A 24,592-nucleotide genomic window follows, 5' to 3' on the forward strand; every position below is an offset into this window, starting at 1 on the left:
CTTGTTCTGCACCAAACGGGCCTCCGTCGCGGCCGCGATGAAACGGCAACAGACCCTAGGCCTGTCAGATACGCCTCAACCCGTGTGGTTGTTGGCGCCTTGTGCCAGATCCAGCAATTCTCGCATAGCCACCGAGATCATGGGATAGTCCCCGGTGGTCGCACTCTTGAGATCTGTGAGCATATTGCGCCAGCGCACCAGCAGTTGCTCATTACGCGTCATCCAGTTATCAACCACGGCATCGACGTCGGTGTCCTCACTCGAGGATTGCAATGCCGAGACAGTCATGGTCCGCAACAGGCCGTCCAGATCATCCCGATAGCTCTCCCGCGCCAGTGCCTGCCAGTGGTTGTCCACCTGCAGATTGGACACCAGTTGGCCGAACCAGGGAATCTGCAACTCGCTGCCCAGCACGAAGGACACCCGTGCCACCCGCTCTGTTGGCTGCCCGGTGGCGTCCGCCGCTTCGATGATGCCGAGCATCGAATAGAACAGACCGGTCCCGGCGATCATGCGGGCGACCTGCTCCGGCACCCCGGCCGCGAGATAGCTGTTGTAACGCGTTTCCCATACGCCCCGTTTCGGCCCTTCGAAAAGGCCATCAAACTGTTCGGCGAGCGCGACAATGCGCGGTGCGAAATGGGCCACCTCATCCCCGGCACGCAAATCCAGCCGACGGTTGCGGATGAACCATCGCGTGGCCCGGCGTCCGAGACGCATCAGGTCGTCCATCAGATCAAACTGAACCTGCGCCGGTACCTGGTAATCGAGTGCTTCGATGGTCGCGAAATGATAGTTCAGACGGAACACATCGCGTGCCACCACATAGGCTCTGGCGATTTCACCTACTGATGCGCCGGTCGATTGTTCCAGGCGCCGCTGGAAGGTGACCCCCATGTGGTTAACCATGTCGTTGGCCAACTGGGTAGCGATAATTTCGCGACGCAAGCGGTGTCCGGCCAGCGCGTCCTCATGCTGCTCCACCAGGGTCGCCGGGAAGGCGGTATTCAGTTCCTCACCAAGGTATTCGTCGTCCGGCACATCGGAGGCGGCCAGCGTCTCCTTGAGATCGGCCTTGGAGTAGGAAATAAGAATCGCCAGCTCCGCCCGTGTCAGCCCCTCGCCGCGTGCCGAGCGCTCGGCCAGATGCTCGTCCTCGGGAATAAATTCCAGCGAACGGCTCAGTTTGCCGGATGCCTCCAGCGCACTGATCAGCCGGCGATATTCGCCCATGGCCAGGCGCGCCTGGCGTTCAGCCAGACTGATCGCCTGGGTCTGCTTGTAGTTGTTGGCCAACACCAGGCCAGCAACCTCATCGGTCATGCTGGCCAGCAGGCGGTTACGCTGCTTGCCGGTCATCTCCTGGGTGGCAACCACTTCGTTAAGCAGAATCTTGATATTGACCTCATGGTCCGAGCAGTCGACGCCCCCGGCATTATCGATGAAGTCGGTATTACAATGACCACCATTGAGGCTGTATTCAATGCGGCCACGCTGCGTCATACCCAGGTTGCCGCCCTCTCCCACCACCTTGCAACGCAGCTCCGCGCCATCGACCCGTACTCCGTCATTGGCCTTGTCGCCCACGTCGGCATGACTTTCCGCAGCGCTTTTTACGTAGGTGCCAATGCCGCCGTTCCAGATCAGATCAACCGGCGCCTTGAGCAGGCGATTGATCAGCTCGCTGGGCGTGAGTTTGTCCTCGCTGATGTCAAACAACGCCTTCATTTGTGGCGTGAGCTGAATTTGCTTGAGACTGCGCTCGAATATGCCACCGCCTTCGGAAATCAGGCTGCTGTCATAATCGCTCCAGCTGGAACGGGGCATGTTGAACAGCCGCTCGCGCTCGACAAAGCTGGCCTCCGGATCAGGGTCCGGATCAATGAAAATGTGCATATGGTTGAACGCCGCAACGACCTTTAACTTGCGCGACAACAGCATGCCGTTGCCGAACACGTCGCCCGCCATGTCGCCGATGCCGACGACCGTTACAGACTCCTCCTGGACGTTGACCCCGAGCTCGCGGAAATGCCGCTGCACCGAAACCCATGCGCCCCGTGCAGTGATGCCCATGGCCTTGTGGTCATAGCCGGCCGAGCCGCCGGAAGCGAACGCATCCCCCAGCCAGAAGTTGTATTGCGCGGCGATGAAATTGGCGATGTCAGAAAAACTCGCAGTGCCCTTGTCCGCCGCGACCACCAGGTAGGGATCATCGCCGTCGTGGCGAACAACCTGCTCCGGCGGCACTACTTCGCCTTCAACGTAATTATCAGTAATATCGAGTAAGCCTTTGATAAATAGTCGGTAACAGGCGATAGCTTCCTGTTGGATTTCGTCTCGCGATCCGCCAGCCGGCAAGCGTCGCGGTACAAATCCGCCCTTCGCCCCGACCGGTACGATGACCGCGTTCTTGACCTGCTGCGCCTTGACCAGGCCCAGCACCTCGGTGCGGTAATCCTCTTCGCGATCCGACCAGCGCAAACCACCACGGGCCACCTTCCCGCCCCGTAGATGAACGCCTTCGAAGCGCGGCGAGTAGACGTAAATTTCAAACATTGGCCGGGGCAGCGGTAGCTCCGGAACACGCTGGGGATCGAGCTTGATACTGATGTAATCCTTTGGATCGCCGTTCTCGTCACCCTGATAGAAGTTGGTACGCAGTGTGGCTTTGATCAGGTCCAGATAACGGCGCAGTATGCGGTCCTCGTTCAACACTGCCACGCCGTCCAGCGCATTGATGATCGCCTGTTCGAGACGCTCCTCCAGCTCGGCCGCCGAGGATTTGCGCGCCAGATAGAAGCGCGTCTTGAATAGCCGCACCAGCTCCCTGGCGATGGTCGAATGCGCGACCAGGGTGTTCGCCAGATAGGGCAGCTCAAAGCCCATGCGGATCTGCTTGATATAGCGGCCATAGGTACGCAGCAGCGCTACATCACGCCAGGACATGCTCGCCAGCAACACCAGGCGGTTGAACCCGTCGTTCTCCGCATGGCCTCGCCAGATATTGATGAAAGCATCGCGGAACAGCTCGTTGACCTCCTGAATGTCCTGCGCGCTGTCCAGGGCATAGGTAAATTCAAAATCGTGTATCCAGTACACCGGCCCGTTAGCACCGGCGATCCGGAAGGGAAACTCACCCATGACCCGTAGCCCGAGGTTCTCCAGAATCGGCATCACGTCAGACAGGGGCAGCGGCTCATGCAAGTGATACAGCTTGCAATGCAGCACACCCTGTTTCTGCCGCAACGGCTGATAGAAACTCATCCCGAGCGGATTCTCCTCGCTCAGGTTCAGCAGGTGCTTTAGATCGACTACGGCGGAAGCTGTGGTGAACCGCTCGCTGTATCCAGCGGGGAAACTCTCGGAGAAGTTATCCCAGGCCTCGGTGGCATCGGCCTCACCCAGGGTTTCGTGTAAGCGGTCACTGAAATCATCGTGCCAGCTGCGACATGCCTGGATAACGTCCTGCTCAATTTTCACGTGATCTACTTCCTGGCCGTGTTTGGGGTCAACGCGCAGAATGAACTGGGTGCGCGTCAGTATCGATTCGGAGAAATACGTCCAGAATTCACATTCACTGGATTTGAGCCGATCCATCAGTACCGCCTGGATTCGCATGCGGATATCGGTGGAGTACAGATCCCGCGGTACGTAGGCCAGGCAATAGTAGAAACGGCCATAATTGCCACGCCGCAGAAAGATGCGGATGCGCGCGCGTTCCTGGATTTGCACGATACTCAATGCGGTGTCGCGCAGCTGGTCCTTGGACATCTGGAACAGATCATCCCGCGGCAAGACCTGCAGTACCCGCTCCAGATCCTTGCCGAGATGACTGCGCGGCTCCAGTCCGGCCTCCTGCTTGACGACTTCAACCTTGCGGCGCAAATGGGGAATTCTCGAAACGTTCTCGGTATACACCCGCGAGGTATACAGGCCGGAGAAGCGGTGTTCGACCAGCACCTTGCCATTCTCGTCAATCTCCCGCACGGACACATAATCCGGATAGGCCGGTCGATGCACGCGGCTCAGCCGCGACGCCTTGGCAAAGGACAACAGCAAGGGCGAGCGAAGATAATCCAGCACCTCCTCCGGCAGATCCGAAGTCACATCATCCAGTGGATCGCGAACCGCCACGCCCAGGCTGTATTTGTCTTCGATACCCAGCCGTCCCTTGGGCAAACCTTCATGAATATGAAAACGCTCATAGCCGAGAAAGGTGAAATGATCTGCCAGCAACCAGCGGAGGAATTCGACCGCCTCGGCGCGCTCTTCGGCCGGAAATTGTGCTGCGCCTTCAGTATTGAGCATTTCGACCAGTTCGTTCATGCGATGCTGCATCGGCTCGAAATCCGACACCGCGGCGCGCACATGGCTCAGCGCATCCACTACGCCCGTCTGCACGGCACGCAGCTCCTGCGTGCTCGCGCAGCGATCGATCTCGATAAACATCACCGACTCGGGGTGCCCCTGCGCGCCCGGATCGTTGCGACCATACAGGTGCAGCAACTGCCCCTGTTCATCCCGTTCCACCCGCATCACGCTGTTCTGCATGGTATGCACAAGGTAGCCCTGGCGTTTGAGCTCCATGCGCACCGAATCAACCAGAAAGGGCGCGTCCCGATGCAGTATTTCAACTACCGAGTGTGTGGTCTGCCAACCATGCTGTTGGGTGTCGGGGTTGAAGACCCGTATTTTCTGTTCGTGACCGTCAAACTGCTGGAAGAATCGCCAGGAAGACAGCGTGCAACCAAGCAGATCAGAATCGTGCCGGCCCCGCAGCTCCTCCAGCGGAGCGATGCCAAAGAATTGTTGGCTGAAACGCGCCACGTTCTCCGCATCACCCGGCTCAACGAGCGCTTGCAAGCGATCGCCGAGCAAAGCAAGCAATTCATCTTTACTACTGGCCATTATTAATGCCATGTTTCCTCCGGCAGTGATTGGGACAGGCCTGCAACAGACCTTCGAGGCATAGCTGGGTTAACATACAGCGTCTGGGCCGACTTCGGTGTCGGCGCGGAGAACGCAGCGTCAACAGCCCCAGTCTAGACCAAAAGGATGTCCTGGCAGTGACTGCCAGCAGGAGCCTTAATCCATGGAAACACGTCATGACGCACCGTAACTCCCTGCTTGAGCTGAAGGCCTTCATGGGCCAGCAGATTTTCGGGCAGGAACAGCTCATCGAGCGCATGCTGATTTGCTTGCTCGCCGCCGGGCATGTGCTGGTGGAAGGCGCACCAGGCCTGGCCAAGACCCGCGCAATCAAGGTGCTTTCAGAAGGCATCGAGGCCGATTTTCACCGGGTTCAGTTCACCCCCGATCTGCTGCCAGCGGATATAACCGGCACCGAGGTGTACCGGCCCGAGACAGCCAGCTTCAGTTTCCAGCAGGGGCCCATATTCCACCACCTGGTGCTGGCTGATGAGATCAACCGCGCCCCGGCGAAGGTGCAGTCTGCGTTACTCGAAGCGATGGCCGAACAGCAGGTAAGTATCGGCAGGCAGACCTATCCGCTGCCGGAACTGTTCATGGTCATGGCAACGCAGAATCCGATCGAACAGGAAGGTACCTATCCTCTTCCCGAAGCCCAGCTTGATCGCTTCCTGATGCACGTGCGCATCGGTTTTCCAGACGCCGCTCTGGAGCGACAGATTCTGCAACTGGCGCGCGGCGAAGCGCGCGGCGAAGAACCACAAATAGCCCGCCGTATCAGCCAGGAAACTATCCTGGCCGCCCGCCAGGAAGTACTCGAGTTGTTCATGGCTGACGCGGTGGAGGAATACCTGATTCAGCTGATCATGGCGACCCGGCGGCCGGAAATGTACAGCCCGCAACTCGCCGACTGGCTGCAGCTGGGGGCCAGCCCCCGCGGCACCATCGCGCTGGACCGCTGTGCCCGGGCTCATGCCTGGCTTGCCGGACGTGATTTTGTCAGCCCTGAGGACGTGCAGGCGGTCATTCACCCGGTACTGCGCCATCGCCTGATTCTCAGTTTCGAAGCTGAAGCCGAAGGCATTGATGCTGACCGGGTCATCGCGCTGCTCCTAGAATCCGTTGCAGTCGTCTGAGCATGGATAGCGAAGGTGCGGACGCGCTGGTCAAGGTGACGCTGCAATCGTTGCTGGATGCCCGACGGCATTGCCAGGAGCTGCCGCTGTTCAGCCGGCCGATGCGTACCAGCCGCCAGACTGGCCGCCAGTACTCGCGGTTGCGTGGTCGGGGCATGGATTTCGATCAGGTGCGGGCGTATCAGCCCGGCGATGATATCCGCACCATTGACTGGCGGGTTACCGCACGGACGCAGAAGGTGCATACCAAGGTCTTCAACGAAGAGCGGGAGCGGCCGGTCTTTATCATTTGTGAACAAAGCAGCCGCCTGTACTTCGGCAGCCGGCATTGTCTCAAGTCCGTACTGGGCGCCGATGCCTGCGCGCTGATTGCCTGGACCGCCCTATCGCACAATGACCGGGTGGGCGGCATGGTCTTCGCGGACGATGCCTGCCATGAAGTCCGCCCACGGCGCAGTCGCCAGGCCATCCTGCAGCTCTTCCGTCTGTTGCTGCAGGCCAACCAGCGCATACCAGAAGCGCCCGACATGCACAGCGAAGCAATCGCCGAACCGCTGGATATGGCGCTGCGCCACAGTCGGGAAATCATTCGGCCGGGCAGCATTCTTTATCTGCTGTGTGATCACAGCGCCATCGACAATATGAACCAGTCCTTGTTGGCGCCCCTCGCTGCGCATAACGATATCGTCCTGTTGCCGTTGTTCGACCCGCTGGATGCCGAGCTGCCCATAGCCGGCATTCTGGACTTCATCCAGGGCCAGCAACGCTTCAGCCTGGATACCGAAAACGCTGCGGTGCGTAGCGCCTGGCAACAGCAGTTTGCTGATCAACAGCACGCCTGGCAGCGGCTGGCCAGACGCCTGCGCTGCGGTCTGAGCATGCTCGACAGCTCGCTGCCGGCGGTCGACCAATTGAGCACCATGCTTGGTAGCCATGCCGGGCGTGCCCACCGCCGATGAGTAGCACATTGACAGACGCGCTGATTCACCCAGCGCCGCCCCCACCGGTTCCGTGGTGGCCGCCCGCCCCCGGCTGGTGGCTATTGCTGGGGTTGTCGCTGCTGCTCCTTCTCATCCTGCCGCGCATACTCCGCAGCGTTCAGCGACGTCGGCTCGAGCGGACACGGGTCACCCAGGCCCTGCATGGATTATCCGACACGCTGGCTGATCGGGAATGGTTGGCGGCGGCCAATAAGACCCTAAAGCGCGTGCTCAAGCGCCAGGGCAATGACCATGCAACCCGCCTGTTCGGTGACGCCTGGCTCGATTACCTGTGCGCCTCGTACCCCAAGCCCAACCGCAGCGTGCTCGCGCCCCTGGCCGCCGATCTCTACCGCCCGGACATGACGTTGTCAGCCGGCCAGCGTCGAGACCTGGAACATGAGCTCAAACGCTGGCTGCGACATAACCATGTTTGAATTCGGCTGGCCCCTGGTATTCCTGCTGCTACCGCTGCCCTGGCTGGTGCGGCGCTTCGCCCCGCCTGCGCAAAATCGTCCGGCTGCGCTGCAGGTGGCGTTCATGTCCAGATTGCAGGCCGTTCAGCCAGAAACAGCCGAGCCCGGCGTGCGACGCACCCCCTGGCCGTTTTTACTGATATGGCTGTTGTTATTGAGCGCAGCAGCCCGGCCCCAGCTCCTCGGCGACCCGCTACCCATGGAGGTCACCGGCCGCGACATGATGCTGGCAATCGACCTGTCAGGCAGTATGGAATTTCGTGATATGCAGATTGATGGCGAAGAGGCGGACCGGCTGAGCCTGGTAAAGCAGGTGGTGGGGCAGTTTATCCAACGCCGTCACGGAGACCGTATGGGCCTGATCCTGTTCGGGTCCCAGGCGTATGTGCAGGCGCCGCTAACGCATGATCGCGACAGCGTCCGGAAATGGCTCAAGGAGTCTTTTATCGGGCTAGCCGGCCGCCAGACAGCGATCGGTGATGCCATCGGCCTGGCCATCAAGCGACTGGAGCAGCAGCCTGCCGAACGCCGCGTGTTATTGCTGATAACCGATGGCGCCAACAACGCGGGCCGCATCAGCGCCGTTCAGGCTGCCAGGCTAGCAGCCGAACGGCAGATCCGCATATTTACCATAGGCATCGGAGCCGAGACTCAGCACCAGCCAGCCGATACCAGCGCGTTGCTCATCTCCGAGCGCGACCCGTCTGTCGAGCTGGACGAAGGCACGCTCAAGGAAATCGCCCTGCTGACCGGCGGCGAGTATTTCCGTGCCCGCGACAGCGAAAGCTTTGAAGCGATCAATCAGGAGCTGGACCGGTTGGAGCCGGCATTGCACGAAGGGCGAACCCAGCGCCAGAACCTGCCGCTGTACCCCTGGCCATTGGGCTTCGCATTGATCCTGAGCATGGCGTTGACCGGTTGGTATCGGAGGTCAAATGTGGCTTGAGTCTTTGACCGGTTTCAGTTTTTCGCGGCCTGTCTGGCTGCTTGCGCTGCTACCGGCGCTGGCGCTGTGCTGGCTGGCCTTTCAGCACGCATATCGGGGCTCGGGATGGGAATCCGTGCTGCCTGTGCATCTGCAGCGCTGGCTATTGCGACGTTCACCCGGTGGGGCCAATCGCAGGCGTTTTCTGTTGCTGGCATGCTGCTGGGTGATGGCGATACTCGCATTGGCGGGCCCGTCGCGCGAAATAACGACGCCATCGGTGCCCCAGGCTCAACCGAGCGTACTGATCGTGCTCGACGTGTCGCACAACATGCTTTCAGATGACCTGCGGCCTACCCGGCTGACCCGTGCCAAGCGCAAGATACGTGACATCCTGGCTCTGCCTGATGACTATCAGGTAGGCCTGATCGCCTATGCCGGAAGCGCACACCGCGTCACACCCTTGAGTAACGACCCCGCAACCCTCACCAGTCTGCTACAGGCGCTGGAGCCCGCAATCATGCCGTCGTCCGGGCGCGACCTGGATCAGGCGCTGCAACTGGCGCGCGACAGCATCAGCGAGCTGCCACGCACGACCCGCGTGCTGCTGCTCACCAGCGGGGCCAGCGACACGGAACTGGCCGCCCTCGACCAACATGCCGAAGCCCTGGGCGAACAACTCGCGGTGCTGGGCGCAGGCACCCTTGAGGGCGCGCCCGTTGCGCTGGAGCAAGGCGGATTCATGCGTGATGACCAGGGCCGTATAGTGTTGCCCCGGCTTAATGCCCGCGAGTTGGCCAGTACGGTCCGCCGGCATGGCGCTAGCTATCAGGGGATGACCCTGGACAACCGCGACCTGCAGCGTCTGTTATCTGCGGCGCGTCCTTCCAGCGAGGCCGGCAATGGCGAACCGGGCAGATCGATCCAGGACTACGGTGCCTGGCTGGCGCTGTTGTTGCTACCGCTGGCCGCACTCGGTGCCCGGCGCGGCTGGTTGGGTCTACTGCTCTGCGTTGCTCTGCTACCGGCGCCAGCCGAGGCTGACTGGGCAGATTATTGGCAGCGTCCCGATCAACAGGGCGCCGCCTTGCTTGAACAGCAACAACCGGAAGCTGCAGCGGAGCAATTTGAAGATCCCGCCTGGCGTGCCTGGGCGTGGTATCAGGCAGGTGACTATCCGCAGGCAACCGAGGCCTACGCCGAACAGCTGAACAGGCAACCCGAGGATGCCGACAGTCACTTCAATTACGGTACTGCCCTGGCCATGAGCGGGCGCTATCCCGAGGCGCTCGAGGCCTTTGAACAGGCGTTGACCCGGGTTCCTGAGCATCATCCTGCTCGTCATAATCGCGATAGAATCGAAGCCCTGCTCGAAGAACAACAGCGCCAACAGGCGGAGCAGGAGAATGACAGCGAGGCCGGAAAGGAAAACCCTGGCGATCCCGCCGAGCCAGCCCCCAACCAGGCTCAGTCCAGCGAAATTCCACAACCTCCGCCTGCGGATACCCGCGGCGATGAAGACGTGCGAAATGGCCAGTCCGCACCATCGGCCGGCACTGGAAATGACGCAGGCACGACGTTTGATGCTCAGCAGGGCGATTCGAGCAGTGCGCCGCAGGGCAATCAAAGTGACAATGGAGCGCCTGGCGAAACCAATGCCTCTGCGACCTCCCCGGACAGGATCCACAATGAACAACAGCAGGCGCTTGGTCAGTGGCTCGAAGCGATCCCCGACGAGCCGGCCGAATTGCTACGGCGCAAGTTTCTGTATCAATATCAGCAGGGTAAGGAAGCGCAGCCATGAAATCGCTACTGTTATTACTTGCTCTGTTAACGCTGCCCACCTGGGCATGTGCCTCGTTGCTGGCCAGTGTCGACCGCACCCGGCTGATCGAGGGCGACACCCTGGAGCTGACGCTCGAAACGCCACAGGCCAGCCGGTCGACGCGGCCGGACTTCAGCCCGCTGGAGGAACATTTCCGCATTCAGAGCACCCGGCAGCTCAACCTGGTCAGCCAGGCCAATGGCACGGCTCAGCGCACTACCCGCTGGGTGGTTACCCTGACGCCCAGGCGCACCGGTTACGTCGCGATACCGCCACTCAGCCTGGGCGACTCGAAAAGTGAACCGATCGGGCTGCAGGTGCTTACTGCCCCTCAGGCCGCACAGGACTCAGTTGCGCAGCTGGCACCCATATTCATCGACAGCGAAGTCGATGTAGAGAACCCCTATGTGCAGGCGCAGGTGTTACTGACGCTCAGGGTTTACCATTCGGTGTCGCTATACGATGACTCGACCCTGAGCGGACTGGAAATTCCCGATGCACGGGTGGAGACGCTCGGCCCGGCACAGCAGTCGGAACAATTGATCAATGGTGTGCGCCACGGCGTCATTGAAGTCCGTTACGCAATCTATCCGCAGCAAAGCGGCACGCTGGAGATCCCCTCGCAGCTATTCAGCGCCACTACCTTGCAACCCGTGGATCCCTCCGCCCGATTCTCGGCGCGCACCGGTCGGCTGGTGCAGGTGCGCTCGCCAAGCATTTTGTTGAATGTGCGGCCCGTGCCGGACGACTATCCGTCCGGAGCGTCATGGATACCGGCCAGCGAGCTCACCCTCACCCAGCACTGGCAGCCTGACCCGGGTACCGACCTGATCACCGGCGAACCCCTTACCCGCACCCTGACCGTGGAAGCCCAGGGCCTGAGCGCCAGCCAGTTGCCCATTCTCCACAGCCTGGTGCCAGGCACGGAGAAACATCTGCGTCAATATACGGACCAGCCCAAGCTGGAAAACCACACCCGCGACAACGGTATCCGCGGCGTCCGCCAGGACAGCGCTGCGCTGGTGGCTCAGGCCGAAGGCGTGTTCCAGGTGCCTGAGCTGCAACTGTATTGGTGGGACACGACACAAGACCGGCTGCGTACCGAGCGGCTCGACAGCGTCACCCTGAATGTCAGCGGGCTGGACAATGTCGGCCCGTCGATCAGCGAGCCGGGTATTGCAGACACAAGCGGCGTGGCGGGCCCCACGATCTGGCCCTGGCAGCTTGCCAGTCTGCTGCTCAGCATCGCCTTGAGCGTATGCCTGTTGCTGCTCTACCGCGCGCGGCGGGCCCTGCATGAGAGCGACATAATCGAAGAAGAAGAGATCCTTGGCGAGGAACATCAGGGTAATCCCCTCGGGGATCTGCAGATCGCCTGTCGCGCCAACCACCCCGCAGAAGCCCGCAAGGCGCTTGAGGCCTGGGCGCGGCAACAGCACAGCGAAGGCCTGATAGCCCTGACCCAGCATAATCAGGAGCTTGCCGATGCGCTGGATGAACTCAACGCCTCCCTGTTCGGCCAGACCGAAAGCCCGTGGCGCGGCAAGCCACTCTGGCGCGCTGTTCGCATGACCATCCAGAGCCGCCAGCGCGCAGCCGAAGCACCGGCTGATCCACTTGGTTCGCTTTACCCGGACGTTTAGCCACTCGTCCCCCGCCGGGAACCGCCTTTCTGTTAGGGCTTCTATAGGTGAAGCCCATGTGGCGCCAGTATCAAGGCGCACTCAGGAGGATTAATGAAAATCAAGCTCAAACCCTTGAATGAACAGGTAATCGTGCTGACCGGTGCTTCCAGCGGCATCGGCCTGGCCACTGCCCGAGCAGCGGCAAAGGCCGGCGCAAGGCTGACGCTAGTGGCGCGCAATGAGCAGGTGCTGGCTGAAGTCGAGCGTGAACTGGCAGCTGGCGACAAGGTCATGCACGTGGTCGCTGACGTCGGCAAGCGCGAAGACCTTGAACGCGTCGCCAGTGAGACGGTTAATCGCTTCGGCGGCTTTGACACCTGGATCAACAACGCCGGCAGTTCTGTCTGGGGACGCATGGACGAGGTCAAGGACGAAGACGTCCATCGGGTCATGCAGACCAACTTTTGGGGCACCCATTACGGCTCGAACATTGCCGTGCGGCATCTGCGCAACAAGGGCGGCGCCTTGATCAATATCGGTAGCCTCGAATCCGCAGCGCCCCTGCCATTGCACGCGGCGTATAGCGCGAGCAAACACGCAGTAAAGGCCATGACCGACTCCTTGCGCGTGGAGCTGGCCCGGTCCGGCTCGCCAGTATCGGTTACGCTGGTCAGGCCTCCGGCGATCAACACGCTGTTCAATGATCACGCGAAAAGTTATCTGGGCAGTGCACCAACCTTTCCACCGCCTGTGTATTCCCCCGAGGTGGTAGCGCGCAGCATCTTGCACGCCTGCGAACATCCCCGTCGGGATATCTATATCGGCAACTCGAAGATGTTCACCCGCATGGCGCAACTCGCGCCCAGGCTGACAGACATGATGAACGCCAACATCATTTACGATGTGCTGCACAGTGGCAGGCGCGACCGTCATCGCCAGGGCAGCTTGCACAACGCCGACGTAGGCAAGGTGACGGATGGACAGGCCAGCGGGGACTATCCGGGTCGAGTGCACAAATGGAGCTTTTACGCCTACGCTTCACGTCATCCCCTGCTGTTGACAGCGGTGGCCGCAGCCGCTGTTACGCTGGCTGCTGGGGTAAGGAAAAGCCGTCAACGCCATCATTAGTGCCCTGCCCTGTGCCAAACGCCCGATGCGTTTAGCGCAGACATAAAAAAGCCGCTCTTAGGGAGCGGCTTTTTTACGACACAGTCAATTACTTACCGCGCAGCTTCTCCGGACGAATCAGGAAACGTGCCAGCGCTGGCAACAGCCACAGGGCGCCGAACATATTCCACAGGAACATGAAGGTCAACAGAATGCCCATATCAGCCTGGAACTTGATCGCAGAGAAGATCCAGGTTGCTACACCGATGGCCAGGGTGAAGCCGGTAAAGGTCACCGCCTTACCAGTGGTTTTCAGCGTCTCATAGTAGGCTTCCTGCAACGGCAGTCCCTGACGCAGATAGGTCTCCAGTCGGCTGTAGATATAGATGCCGTAATCGACACCAATACCCACACCCAGGGCGATTACCGGCAGGGTTGCTACCTTCACGCCTATTCCCAGGAAAGCCATCAACGCGTTGGCCAGCACCGATGTCAGCGCCAGCGGGATGATGATACACAGCACCGCACGGATCGAGCGGAAGGTGATCAGACACATCAGGATAACGACCACGTAGACCGTGATCAGCATCTTGGTTTGTGACTTCTCGATAACCTCGTTGGTGGCTGCTTCGATACCTGCGTTACCCGCTGCCAGTTTGAATTCCAGCTGGTCAGTATTGTATTCCTCGGCGAAGGCTTCCACTTCCGCGGTGACACGCTCAAGCGTATCGGCCTTGTGGTCGTTGAGGAACAGCATGACCGGAACCAGAGAACAGGAGGAATTGAACATGCCCGACGGCGCACGGCTGATCGCATTGTTCAGGTTGTCCTGGTTACGCGACAGCGTTTGCCATTTCAGGCTGCCCTCGTTGTTACCCATGATCACCTGCTTGGCAACGCTCACCATCGACACGGCAGACTGCACACCTGGCAGATTCACCATGCGCCATTCCAGCTGGTCGATCGCGTCCATGGTCTCGTAGGTCGAGCACATTTCCGGCGGAGTGCTGACCATGACGACCAACACGTCCGAACTCGTGGAATAGTTGCTGATGATGAAATCGTTATCCAGGTTATAGCGCGAGTCCGCACGCAACTCCGGTGCACCCGGATCAAGGTCACCGATCTCGACCTTCTGACCATGATAAATACCGAAACCGAAGGCCAGGATTGCCAGCACCACGGAAATCGGCGCAACGGTCGGGTGCGCAAACTTGGCGACGGTCAGCCAGAGTTTCTGCGGGCGCGATGCCATATTGCGGTTGCGTTCCACGGCGCGCTTGCTGATGCCGATATAGGACATGAGCACCGGCAGCAGGATCAGGTTGGTCAGAATGATAACCGCCACACCGATCGACGCAGCAATACCCAGTTCGCGAATAACTTCGATCTGGATCAACAGCAGTGTCAGGAAGCCTACACCGTCAGACAGCAGCGCAACGATACCCGGGATGTACAGCGACCGGAAAGCACGGCGCGCTGCGGTCGGAGCATCTTCGGCCGTGGCATATTCGATGGCCATCCCGTTGATGATCTGCACACCGTGGGAAATACCGATGGCAAATACCAGGAACGGGACCAGGATCGAATACGGATCCAGACCATAGCCCAGCGTACGCAACAGGCCCAGCTGCCAGACGACCGCGATGACCGAACAGATCAGTGCCGTGAGCGAGCTTTTTACACAGCGGGTAAACATCAACAGCAACACGAAGGTAATGGCCAAGGCTGCGCCGAAGAACATCAGCACCTTGATGATGCCTTCGATCAGGTCACCGACCTTCTTCGCGAAACCAACGATGTGAACGCTGATGTTCGGGTTTTCTTCCTGGAACTCGGTACGGATCTTCTCTTCCAGCAGGCGCGAGAATTCACCGTAGTCCAGGCGGATCTGCTCGCTCTGGTCTTCAGGGTTCGGATAGGTTTCCTGTAGCGGTACTTCAATGATCGTCGACTTGAAGTTGTTCGCTACCAGGCGGCCGATCTCGCCCGACTTGAGGATGTTGGTTCGCAGTTCGTTGAGGTCATCTTCGGTCAGATAGGCTGGTCGGTTAGCAACCGGACCGCCATCGAAACCGTACTCGGTTACTTCCGTCCAGCGTACATTGGGCGTCCACAGCGAGCGCATGCTGGAACGATCAACACCGGGCAGGAAGAATACCTCGTCATTGATACGCTTGAGCGTCTCCATGTACTCGGTAGAGAAGATATCGCCGTCCTCGATGGCAACCGCGATACGGATCGAGTTGCCCAGGTTGGCCATCTCGTCCTGGTGCTCAATCATGTTGACGATGTAGGGATGCTCGAGAGGAATCATCTTCTCGAAGCTTGTGTCCGGCTTGACCTGCGCTGCCTGATACCCCAGAAAGAGGGTAACCAGTAAGAAGAACAGCATTACGACCAGCCGGTTATTGAAGATCAACCGCTCGATAAACGGAGCGGTTTCCTGATGATGTTTGGACATCCAGTTTCTCCTGGCGTGTAATTATTATTGGACCGCGGGCGTACCGGCCGCAGGAATTCTGTCAGCTGCAGAACCGTTCTGCGGCATCCCGGTCGAATCACCCTTCACTGCGCCACGTTGGCCAAGCAGCAACAGATTGCCGTTATCCAGTACCGTGGCTGTTGCCAGAGCAGCCCGGTCGGGACGGCTTGCTACAGTGAAAGTGCGGCCTTGGTCGTCACTGGTTACAACGAAGCCCCCAGCACCCACCACGACGACCTTGCCATCCTCGGAATAATCGCCACCAGACAATGTGGCTTCCAGCGGACCATTGTGCGGAGTCATCAGTGTGACCTCCTCCCAGGTATCGCCGAAATCCTCGGAACGGAACATGTTGCCCCGCAGCCCCCAGGCCAGCACTACGTTCGGCTCGCCAGTACCCGAGACGCCAAACAGTGACCCGTCATAGGGCAAGTCTTCAATGGCTTCCCAGGTATCTCCGTAGTCCGCAGAGCGGAACATCATGCCGAGCTCGCCCACCATGAACAGGCCTGTCTCGGGAATCTCAGCGATGGCGTTGTAATGAAAGCCGTCTTCGTTATCGATTTCGTAGGTCAGGTCATCCCAGGTCTGTCCGCCATCATCAGTACGCAGGAACAGACCATAGGCACCTGCAGCAAACCCCGTGCGGGTATCCCGGAACCAGACATCCATCAGCGGTTTTTCCAGCAGGCCCGGGCCATCAGGATCGACCTCGTGCTCCAGCTCCGGGTCACGGTACTGGATGGTCCAGCTTTCGCCTGCATCACTGGTATGCAGGATCAGCGAGTCATGGCCCACTGCCCAGCCATGGGTTTCGTCGACAAAATCGACAGCTGTAAGCAACTGCCGGGTAGGAACCGGAGCCTGCTGCCAGCTTTCGCCTTTATCGTCGGAATAAAGAATGTGGCCACGGGAGCCAACCGCCACCAGGCGATCGCCCGCGCGATCAACGTCCAGGAGCAGCGCGGAGCTGGCCTTGGGTGTCATGACTGCTGCACTGGTTGCAGGTTCCTGCGCTTCCTGCGCTACAGCAACTGGAGCCGAAATACTGGCAAGCACGACGGAGAGGCCCAAAGCGGCCAATACCTGACGTGTTAATGATTGTTTGCCACCCTGAGCGAGCTGACCGGGAAAACCGGCCGGACGACAGGATGAAGCGCGCCGCTTGATGGGCTTACGCATACATCACTCCCCCTTATTCTTATAGGAACCCCTACCCAGATGGCAGGAGACCCAATACTAACGGGGAATAACAAGCGGTAACAACGGCCCCTCCGTTATCTTTTGTTAATCATCACAATGATAGGGTCCGTCTCACAACAAGGCAGAACACTAGATTGCACGCCCGCCTCCGAAGAGGCGAACGGGCTGGCTTCAGGCAAGGGATTTGCTGACAACTTCATAGACATCGGGCGACAGATCCGGCTGGGCGAGAATCCGCGACAGCTCGGTTTTCATCAATTCCTGGCGCGTTGAATCGTACTTGCGCCACCGCGTCAAAGGCGTCAGCAGTCGCGAGGCAATCTGCGGATTCAGTTCGTTGAGAACAATGATCTGGTCAGCCAGGAAGCGATACCCCGCCCCGTCCTGGCGATGAAAATTAACCAGGTTCTGCGCCGCGAAACTGCCAATAAGGGCGCGCACCTTGTTCGGGTTACGCAGGGTAAAGGCCGGATGCTCCATCAACCCCTGCACGCGCTCCAACCCGCCGGGCAAGGTGCTTGCTGCCTGCACACCAAACCACTGATCCATCACCAGCGGATAACCGCTCCAGCGCTCGGCAAACTCGGCCAGGGCTGCTGCTTTCTGTTCCTGGTGGTGAGAGTTCACTAGGGCTGACAAGGCTGCCTGGCGATCAGTCATGTTATTGGCTTCAACAAATTGCCGAACACATGCTGAAAGCGCCTCGGCAGAGCCTTTTTGCATGAGGTAGCCCAGCAGTGTGTTTTTCAGACTGCGGCGCGCCACCGACGCGGCACCCGGACTGTAGGGCGCGCGATCATCCAAACGCTTGAATACCAACCAGATTTCCTCGTTCAAAGCGTTGGCCAGCTCGAAACGGACCCATTCACGAACATGGTGAATCGCGTCGATATCCGCTACCTCTGCCAGCTCCACGAGATAGGACTCGGTCGGCAGGCGGATAATCTCCGCCACCATCGCCGGATCCAGCGCTTCGTTGGTAAGCACGCTGCGATAGACATCCAGCAGACGCTGGTCCAGCAGGAGCGGCCGACCCGCCTGGTGGATTTCAACCAGGCCCTGCAACACATCAACCGCAAGGCTCTGGGCGGCTTCCCAACGGTTGAAGCCGTCCGGATCATGTTTGGCCAGGAACACCCGGTCATCGCGGCTGTAGGGATAATGCATCTTCACCGGTGCAGAGAAATTGCGCAGCAGCGAGGGCAGCGGTTCGCCCGTCAGCCCTTCGAAGACAAAGGTCTGTTCCGGCTCGGTTACTGACAGCACCGTCTCGGTGCCACATGGATCCTGTTCCCCAGCAAGCTTCAACGTCAGCTCGTTACCCTGCGCGTCCAGCAGCGCCATGCGCACCGGGATAACAAAAGGCGCCTTGTCTGGTTGCCCCGGGGTGGGCGGACAGCTCTGACTGAAGGTCAGAGTGAATGTGCCCGCTGCGCTGTCGTACGCGCTCCTGACTGCCAGACGTGGCGTCCCGCCCTGGCTGTACCAGCGCTTGAACTGCGTGAGGTCTACCTTGTTGGCGTCTTCCAACGCCTTGACGAAGTCATCGCAGGTAACGGCCTGGCCGTCATGCCGCTCGAAATACAGGTCGGTGCCCTTGCGGAAGCCCTCATCGCCCAGCAGCGTATGCAACATGCGCACGACTTCGGCACCCTTTTCGTACACGGTCAGGGTATAGAAATTGGAAATCTCGATGAACGAATCCGGGCGTACCGGGTGCGCCATGGGGCCGGCATCTTCGGCAAACTGATTGGCGCGCAGGAAGGTCACGTCCTCGATACGCTTGACCGTGGCCGAGTTCATGTCAGCCGAGAACTGCGCGTCGCGGAAGACAGTGAAACCCTCTTTGAGTGACAGCTGGAACCAGTCCCGGCAGGTCACCCGATTGCCTGACCAGTTATGGAAATACTCGTGCGCGACGACGGCTTCCACGCGCTGGAACGCCATATCGGTCGCGGTATCAGCATGGGCCAGGACGCAGCTGGAATTGAAGATATTCAAGCCCTTGTTTTCCATCGCGCCCATATTGAAGTCGTTCACCGCCACGATCATGAAGATATCAAGATCGTATTCACGGCCATAGGCCTGCTCGTCCCAGCGCATGGAGCGCTTGAGGCTGTCCATGGCATGGTCACACTGGTCGCGGTTTTCCGCTTCAACGTAGATACGCAGATCTATTTCGCGGCCGCTCATGGCGGTGAAGCTGTCGCGGATCAGGCACAGATCGCCTGCCACCAGCGCAAACAGATAGGCAGGCTTGGGGAATGGATCTTCCCAGGTGATCCAGTGGCGTCCACCATCGTGTTCCCCCGAGGCGATGGGGTTGCCGTTGGACAGCAATACCGGAAATCCGCCGCGGTCAGCAATCACCGTGGTGGTGAACCGGCTCATGACATCCGGACGGTCCAGGTAATAGGTGATCTTGCGAAAGCCCTCCGCCTCACACTGGGTGCAGAACATATCGCCGGACTGATAGAGCCCTTCCAGCGCGGTGTTCTCCCGCGGGTGAATACGCGTGGTGATGGCCAGCTCGAACTGTGCATGGGCAGGTTGCAGCGTCAGATTGTCCGCGCTCAGCTGGTACGCCTCTGCGGTCAGCTGCTGATCATCGATCGCGACGGAAACCAGCTCAAGCTCCTGACCGTCCAGCACCAGCTGCGGCAGGGTTGCCGATTGCTTGCCGTCGTTAACGCGCATCGCCAGGCGGCTGTGAACCAACGCATGATCATCGAACAGCTCGAAGGTCAGATGGGTTTCATCTATCCAGTAGTCGGGCTGTTGATAATCCTTGAGATAGATTGTCTTCGGTTGTTCGGTGCGCATGCGTCTGTCCTCAATGAACCGAGAAGGCCATATTGTAGCTGGTGTATTTGCGAATATTGATGACCGCGGTATCGAGCAAAAGATACTGTCCCTTGATACCCAACAGCGTCCCTTCCAGTACCGGCTCCTTGTCGAGATTAGCCGACTTGGGCTTTTCTACGTACTCGAGCACTGGATAGCGGATTTCCAGCTCCTGCGCGTCATCCAGCGGCTGAAATGCCTGCAGTCCATAGCGCGAATGCAACGCGTCGATGCCCTCCCTTGCGCCTTCGAGCAAGGTGTCACGCAGCGTCCTGAGGTTCATCGGCTCCGGCTCGCCACGCAGCAGTTTGCGCCAGTTGGTCTTATCAGCGACCTGCTTGCGCAATAGATCTTCAAGCAGCCCCGAATACTGCCGGGCCGATACGCGCATGATGGGCAAACCCTGGCTAGCGCCCTGATCGATCCAGCGCGTCGGTAACTGCGTCGCGCGCGTAATGCCCACCTTGGCACCGGACGAATTGGCCAGGTACACGATGTGATCGGTCATGCAGAACTGCTCGCCCCACGCCGGGTCGCGACAGGTGCCCAGCTCGTAATGGCACCGCTCGGGACTCATGATGCACAGATCGCATTGCGGCAGCTTGGTAAAGCAGGGGTAGCAATAACCCTGGCTGTAGCTTTTTTTGGTTCGGCGGGCGCAGTGCAGGCAATGAATATCGCCCAGCGCCTGAAGCCGAATCGATTTACCCAGCAGCTCGTTAAGCGGCAGGCTTTGTTCGCCGATGGGCAGCTGATAGTCGACTGTCGCGCTGCGGCTATCATCGAGTGCGCCCAGCAGTTTTCTGACTGAACCTGCGGCTGACAAAAAGGACATCAGTGCAGGGTGTCCGAGGCATTCACGAACATCGACTCAGGTACTGTTTTCGGCTCGGTTTTCTGCGATTTGCAGGTTTGAGCCATGTAACCGGTGCGTTCCTCTTCAGGCAGGTTCTCCTGCTCCCAGGCAATCATCGCCTGCATGCACAACTCTTTCTGCTCCTGGGTCAGCTTGCGGCCATCCGGCCACTTGCCGATTTCCACTGCCAGCTTGAGGCTGGCGTAGACGTCCGGCGTAACCGTGCGCAACATTTCAAGGAAGTCGTTCATTTTGCCTCCGCGGGACAGATTTCCGGACCCACGAAACCGGCAGATCCGGCAAGACAAAAGGGGCGACATGACCGTTTACCAGGGGTAAAGGAGCCGATCTGCCAGTGTCAACGCCCTATGGGTTGCCGTATGGGTTTCAATGGGTCAATGATTCAAAGGGCGTATTGTACGCTGTTCAGCGGAATCGCTGCAGCGCTCCGACAACCGCGCCAACCAGGCAGCCGGTGACCAGACCGCCGACATGGGCTGCATTGGCGATAGCACCGAAGCCCAGCATGCTGATCAAGCCGGAAACCCCCAGCGCCAGCCATGCCAGCATCAGCACTACCACGCCCCGGGGCAGATCGAAATGGACGCTCGGTGCGATCAACTGATGCAGCCAGCAGTAACCGAGCAAACCGTACACAACACCGGACATGCCGCCGAACAACGCATTACCGCTTGTCATCCACTGGGCAAAGTTCGAGGTCAGCGCAAACAATACGCTCAGCCCGAACAACCACAAGCCGCCGGAGCGAATCTCGATGCGCCGGCCGAGTTCCCAGAACCACAGCGCATTGAACGCCAGATGCATGATGCTGAAGTGTAGCAACGCCGGCGTAACCAACCGCCACCACTGGCTCATGTCGATTTCGGTCGCCAGATAACCATCGGGCGCCAGCGGTGTGAAGGTGAAATGCACGATCGCTTCGGGTCGGCTACCCAGCCCGGTGAGCAAGGCAACCATACCTGTGAGAATCAGCACGGCCAGCGTCACCGGGATCAACCGCGCACGGGCCTGCCAACCCGGCGCCTGTTTCGCCGCAGGCTCGCCTTCAACAATATCCGGCACGCCTTCCTGATATAACCTCTGCACTACCTGGCCGTCGCTCTCATCTAGCGTCCAGACGACCTGGCGGCCGCCCTCCTCGGTGATGCGATGCACCACGCCACGACTGCGGAGAAAACGGGCCAGCTTGCTCAGGTCCTCATCAAGCGGACGATTCATTGCTCGATACATCTTGACCTCTCGCCGGTCGGGTTGACCTCATGCCAGTCGCGGCACATCGACCCAGACAAATTTATCCCGCTCGAGACGTTCTTCACCGTCCCATCGATAGGCGACCAGTTTACCGAATTTGACTGCGCTGTAGTCGAGGCAGGCCAGATTTGGCCTGATCGGATGGGGCTTTCCTTGTTGCCAATAATGTCCAACGAAGAGGATGGGCTCGTCCTTGCCATACACCAGTAGCTCGGCCTTCTGGTCCGGCGTGAGTGGGCGCGCAGCAATGTGCTCGGGCAGGGGGTCCGGCTGAAACTGCACGTCACCGTAGGTCTGCGGATTCTCTTCCCAGAACTTGGTGCGGAAGAACTGCCGGGTAAAGCCGTCCTTACCGGTCATGGTCAGCCCGTGCGGTAGCGGCATGCCCGTACCGCGCAGCAGCCGGTCCTGTACCTGGCATGCGAATGTGCCCGGGTCTACCGATGCCTGCAGGAATTCCCGATCCAGGCAGCCGCCCGGATACTGCGCCTCAAAGGTATCAATCAGTCCCTGATCCCAGCATGCATGAACCATGCGGAATGCACCCATATCCAGAAACAGCGGCAGGCGGAAGAACCAGTCCAGGAAATAGCGCCACTCATCCGGGTAGGCCGCGAACTGCTCCAGCGTATCCTGGATCTGCCGCAGCTGGCGGTCGGTGTGCTCGCGCACGTAACGCTTGCCGCTACCGGGCGCTGCGGGGGTCGTCCAGCCCAGTGCATTGAATTCGTGATTGCCCATGATGCAGCGCGCACTGCCCGCCTGGACCATATCGTGGACCAGGTGCAGCGCTTCACGGATACGGGGGCCACGATCGATGATATCGCCCAGAAACAAGGCCTGCCGGCGTGGATGGCGCCAGACACCCTGTTGCAGCTTGTAGCCCATTTGCTCCAGCAACCGCGCCAGCGTTCGGGCACAGCCGTGAATATCCCCGATGATGTCGTAGCCCGAATGCTCGGCCGGTGCGTGCATGCTCATCGCTCCGTCAGCCGGCTCGACCAGCCCAGCTTCTCCCGGCAGATGGCGTAGAAGTTATGATCCAGCGGGTGAATCAATCGCAGTTTCTGCGGCTTCTTGCGGATATAAATGGTGTCCCCCGGCGCACAGGCAATTTGCACCTGACCATCGCAGCTGACCTGCGGATAGATTCCGTTTTGCGACGAGATGATGATTTTAAGCTCGCTGTTGCCGTCCACCACGATGGGGCGGCTGGACAGCGTGTGCGGGAACATCGGCACCAACACGACCGCGTCCAGCTTGGGATGCATGATCGGCCCCCCGGCCGACAGCGCGTAGGCGGTGGAGCCGGTCGGCGTGGCGACGATAAGACCATCGGACTTCTGGCTGTAGACGAACTGGCCATCGATATACAGTTCGAATTCGATCATCCGGGCGGATTTCCCGGGATGCAGCACCACGTCATTCAACGCCTCGCTGGTGCCCAGCTGTTCATCCCCGCGGCGCACAAAGGCATCGAGCAGGAAGCGATTCTCGACCATATAACGCCCGGCCAGCACTTCACCCACGCGGCTTTCGAGTTCGTCAGGCGAGATATCGGTGAGGAAGCCCAGACCGCCGCGATTAACCCCGAGTACCGGCACGTTATAGCGGCAGAGTGCGCGCGCGGCGCCCAACAGGCTGCCGTCGCCACCCACTACGATAACCAGATCACAGATCTCGCCCATCATCTTGCGGGAACAGACCTGCAGCTGGTGACCCGGCAACAGGTCCGCCACGGCATCTTCGAGGATCACGCTATGGCCGCTATCGAGCAGAAACCGCTTGAGACGTTTGAGGGTATCCACGACCCGACCGCTGCCGAGACGTCCGATCAACCCGATATTGCGGAATTGCTCCATGCCACTCTCTCTATATCAACTTGTAGGATTAGCGGGCGTGGCTGACACTGCCCGGTACCCCTGGATTATCCGCAGCCGGCTCGACGCTGGCAAACGAGACGACTAACGAGACGACTGATGCCTGACCTCTTTTCCCATCCCCAGGTACGTGATCTTGCCTGGGTTGCCTGCTCGGGATCACTGCTCGAGCCGGGCATCTTGCCGCTACGCGACCCTCTGGCCGGGTCAGCCTGGCGACACGATCCGGAATTGCTACTCTACAGGCTTAAACAACTCGACGCGGACCCGGTTCCCTTGCAGCAGCTGATTCCGGTATCGCGTGACTTGCGTCTGGGGAATTATTACGAGCGGCTCTGGCAGGCGCTCCTGCATCTGGCACCGGACGTCCGGATACTGGCGCACAATGTTGCGCTGCGGGACAACGGGCACACTCTTGGCGAGCTGGATCTATTGATAGAAGATCCAGCCGGAGCGGTTGTTCATCTGGAACTCGCGGTCAAGTTCTATCTTGGCATGCCGGAGCAACTTTCAGGGCTGAAACCCCCGGATTCAGTTGAGCGAGCAACCGTTGCCTGCTCCAGCCCGCACTGCACATGGCGAGGCCCCGATCCGCGCGACACCTTGCATGACAAAGTCAGCCGGCTACGTGATCATCAACTCAAACTCACCGACTATCTGCATCTGGCCGCCACTCCCCTGCCACGTCCCGATCTGTCTGGCGCCTGGCTCCAGGGCGTATTGTTCGGGCCGCACGACACCGCTATCCCTGCTGTCGACAGTTACCCGGCCGCGGCGAAACACCAGTGGTGCAGACAATCAGGGCTGCGGAATATCCAAGGCAAGCATTGGCTGGTTATGCCGCATAAGCAATGGCTGATGCCGCCACCCGCCGGGCGCGAGCGGATCAGAACGGGCGAGGAAATCCTGGAGATGCTGGAGACGCAGCAATGGCATCCGAACCGGGCGTTGATGCTGGTGCGCTGTGATGACGTAGTGAAATATCGAGCCATGAGCGCTCAGCGGCTCATCTGTATGCCGGATAGCTGGCCCGACCTGGGCTAATCCTG

Annotated in this window: 17 protein-coding genes; 8 read left to right on the forward strand and 9 right to left on the reverse strand. The window is 59.7% G+C overall.

Annotated features, from left to right (window positions below):
• Positions 1-75: 75 nt before the first annotated feature.
• On the reverse strand, positions 76-4,920 hold the full coding sequence (locus G3M63_RS16680) for an NAD-glutamate dehydrogenase (RefSeq protein WP_163983824.1): 4,845 nt from the start codon (positions 4,918-4,920) through the stop codon (positions 76-78).
• Positions 4,921-5,105: 185 nt separating this feature from the next.
• On the opposite strand from G3M63_RS16680, the gene G3M63_RS16685 reads away from it, so the two are divergent.
• From G3M63_RS16685 to G3M63_RS16715, 7 genes are all read left to right on the forward strand, one after another.
• Entirely contained in the window at positions 5,106-6,065 is a 960-nt protein-coding gene (locus tag G3M63_RS16685) for a MoxR family ATPase (RefSeq protein ID WP_150299050.1), read from the forward strand.
• 2 nt (positions 6,066-6,067) lie between these two features.
• Entirely contained in the window at positions 6,068-7,024 is a 957-nt protein-coding gene (locus G3M63_RS16690) for a DUF58 domain-containing protein (protein WP_150299051.1), read from the forward strand.
• Positions 7,021-7,482 carry a DUF4381 family protein gene (locus G3M63_RS16695; protein WP_163983825.1) on the forward strand — a complete coding sequence of 154 codons (462 nt, stop codon included), beginning with the start codon at positions 7,021-7,023 and terminating at the stop codon, positions 7,480-7,482. The genes G3M63_RS16690 and G3M63_RS16695 overlap by 4 nt, the downstream gene beginning before the upstream one ends.
• Positions 7,445-8,467: a VWA domain-containing protein gene (locus G3M63_RS16700; protein WP_256669858.1), complete on the forward strand. Its 1,023-nt coding sequence runs from the start codon at positions 7,445-7,447 to the stop codon at positions 8,465-8,467. Before G3M63_RS16695 ends, G3M63_RS16700 begins: the two co-directional genes overlap by 38 nt.
• Positions 8,457-10,250, forward strand: a complete 1,794-nt coding sequence (locus G3M63_RS16705; RefSeq protein WP_163983826.1) for a VWA domain-containing protein — start codon at positions 8,457-8,459, stop codon at positions 10,248-10,250. The genes G3M63_RS16700 and G3M63_RS16705 overlap by 11 nt, the downstream gene beginning before the upstream one ends.
• Positions 10,247-11,914 (forward strand): BatD family protein, encoded by a 1,668-nt coding sequence (locus G3M63_RS16710; RefSeq protein WP_163983827.1) that lies wholly within the window; start codon positions 10,247-10,249, stop codon positions 11,912-11,914. Before G3M63_RS16705 ends, G3M63_RS16710 begins: the two co-directional genes overlap by 4 nt.
• A 93-nt stretch (positions 11,915-12,007) precedes the next feature.
• Positions 12,008-13,024: an SDR family oxidoreductase gene (locus tag G3M63_RS16715; RefSeq protein WP_163983828.1), complete on the forward strand. Its 1,017-nt coding sequence runs from the start codon at positions 12,008-12,010 to the stop codon at positions 13,022-13,024.
• Positions 13,025-13,112: 88 nt separating this feature from the next.
• Here the strand turns inward: G3M63_RS16715 and G3M63_RS16720 are convergent, their stop codons facing one another.
• From G3M63_RS16720 to G3M63_RS16755, 8 genes are all read right to left on the reverse strand, one after another.
• Positions 13,113-15,467, reverse strand: coding sequence for an RND family transporter (locus G3M63_RS16720; protein ID WP_163983829.1), 2,355 nt, complete (start codon positions 15,465-15,467; stop codon positions 13,113-13,115).
• 24 nt (positions 15,468-15,491) lie between these two features.
• A complete protein-coding gene (locus G3M63_RS16725) occupies positions 15,492-16,670 on the reverse strand; it encodes a YCF48-related protein (protein ID WP_150299057.1) in 1,179 nt (392 codons plus the stop codon).
• Positions 16,671-16,862: 192 nt separating this feature from the next.
• On the reverse strand, positions 16,863-19,514 hold the full coding sequence (gene pepN / locus G3M63_RS16730) for an aminopeptidase N (protein WP_163983830.1): 2,652 nt from the start codon (positions 19,512-19,514) through the stop codon (positions 16,863-16,865).
• A 10-nt stretch (positions 19,515-19,524) separates the two neighbouring features.
• On the reverse strand, positions 19,525-20,370 hold the full coding sequence (locus G3M63_RS16735) for a DUF2797 domain-containing protein (RefSeq protein ID WP_163983831.1): 846 nt from the start codon (positions 20,368-20,370) through the stop codon (positions 19,525-19,527).
• The gene (locus G3M63_RS16740; RefSeq protein WP_163983832.1) at positions 20,370-20,642 is read right to left on the reverse strand and encodes a YeaC family protein; all 273 of its coding nucleotides are present in this window, start codon (positions 20,640-20,642) and stop codon (positions 20,370-20,372) included. The genes G3M63_RS16735 and G3M63_RS16740 overlap by 1 nt, the downstream gene beginning before the upstream one ends.
• 175 nt (positions 20,643-20,817) lie before the next feature.
• Complete coding sequence (locus G3M63_RS16745; RefSeq protein WP_256669859.1) at positions 20,818-21,630, reverse strand: rhomboid family intramembrane serine protease; 813 nt, start codon at positions 21,628-21,630, stop codon at positions 20,818-20,820.
• Between the two features lie 39 nt (positions 21,631-21,669).
• Entirely contained in the window at positions 21,670-22,638 is a 969-nt protein-coding gene (locus G3M63_RS16750; protein ID WP_163983834.1) for a metallophosphoesterase, read from the reverse strand.
• A 2-nt stretch (positions 22,639-22,640) separates the two neighbouring features.
• Entirely contained in the window at positions 22,641-23,525 is an 885-nt protein-coding gene (locus G3M63_RS16755) for an NAD(+) kinase (RefSeq protein WP_150299063.1), read from the reverse strand.
• 117 nt (positions 23,526-23,642) lie between these two features.
• Between G3M63_RS16755 and G3M63_RS16760 the strand changes: the two genes are divergently transcribed.
• Positions 23,643-24,587, forward strand: a complete 945-nt coding sequence (locus tag G3M63_RS16760) for a DUF1853 family protein (protein ID WP_150299064.1) — start codon at positions 23,643-23,645, stop codon at positions 24,585-24,587.
• Positions 24,588-24,592: the final 5 nt, after the last annotated feature.

It is taken from the genome of Pseudomonas sp. OIL-1 (genome assembly GCF_010669185.1).
In the GTDB taxonomy this organism is placed as follows: Bacteria; Pseudomonadota; Gammaproteobacteria; order Pseudomonadales; family Pseudomonadaceae; genus Halopseudomonas; species Halopseudomonas profundi.

Coding starts and splice junctions, on each gene's coding strand:
- G3M63_RS16740 (WP_163983832.1), bottom strand. CDS start 20,642: ATGAACGACTTCCTTGAAATGTTGCGCACGGTTACGCCGGACGTCTAC.
- G3M63_RS16725 (WP_150299057.1), bottom strand. CDS start 16,670: ATGCGTAAGCCCATCAAGCGGCGCGCTTCATCCTGTCGTCCGGCCGGT.
- G3M63_RS16690 (WP_150299051.1), top strand. CDS start 6,068: ATGGATAGCGAAGGTGCGGACGCGCTGGTCAAGGTGACGCTGCAATCG.
- G3M63_RS16710 (WP_163983827.1), top strand. CDS start 10,247: ATGAAATCGCTACTGTTATTACTTGCTCTGTTAACGCTGCCCACCTGG.
- G3M63_RS16720 (WP_163983829.1), bottom strand. CDS start 15,467: ATGTCCAAACATCATCAGGAAACCGCTCCGTTTATCGAGCGGTTGATC.
- G3M63_RS16695 (WP_163983825.1), top strand. CDS start 7,021: ATGAGTAGCACATTGACAGACGCGCTGATTCACCCAGCGCCGCCCCCA.
- pepN (WP_163983830.1), bottom strand. CDS start 19,514: ATGCGCACCGAACAACCGAAGACAATCTATCTCAAGGATTATCAACAG.
- G3M63_RS16760 (WP_150299064.1), top strand. CDS start 23,643: ATGCCTGACCTCTTTTCCCATCCCCAGGTACGTGATCTTGCCTGGGTT.
- G3M63_RS16745 (WP_256669859.1), bottom strand. CDS start 21,630: ATGAATCGTCCGCTTGATGAGGACCTGAGCAAGCTGGCCCGTTTTCTC.
- G3M63_RS16750 (WP_163983834.1), bottom strand. CDS start 22,638: ATGCACGCACCGGCCGAGCATTCGGGCTACGACATCATCGGGGATATT.
- G3M63_RS16715 (WP_163983828.1), top strand. CDS start 12,008: ATGAAAATCAAGCTCAAACCCTTGAATGAACAGGTAATCGTGCTGACC.
- G3M63_RS16755 (WP_150299063.1), bottom strand. CDS start 23,525: ATGGAGCAATTCCGCAATATCGGGTTGATCGGACGTCTCGGCAGCGGT.
- G3M63_RS16700 (WP_256669858.1), top strand. CDS start 7,445: ATGAGCTCAAACGCTGGCTGCGACATAACCATGTTTGAATTCGGCTGG.
- G3M63_RS16685 (WP_150299050.1), top strand. CDS start 5,106: ATGACGCACCGTAACTCCCTGCTTGAGCTGAAGGCCTTCATGGGCCAG.
- G3M63_RS16735 (WP_163983831.1), bottom strand. CDS start 20,370: ATGTCCTTTTTGTCAGCCGCAGGTTCAGTCAGAAAACTGCTGGGCGCA.
- G3M63_RS16705 (WP_163983826.1), top strand. CDS start 8,457: ATGTGGCTTGAGTCTTTGACCGGTTTCAGTTTTTCGCGGCCTGTCTGG.
- G3M63_RS16680 (WP_163983824.1), bottom strand. CDS start 4,920: ATGGCATTAATAATGGCCAGTAGTAAAGATGAATTGCTTGCTTTGCTC.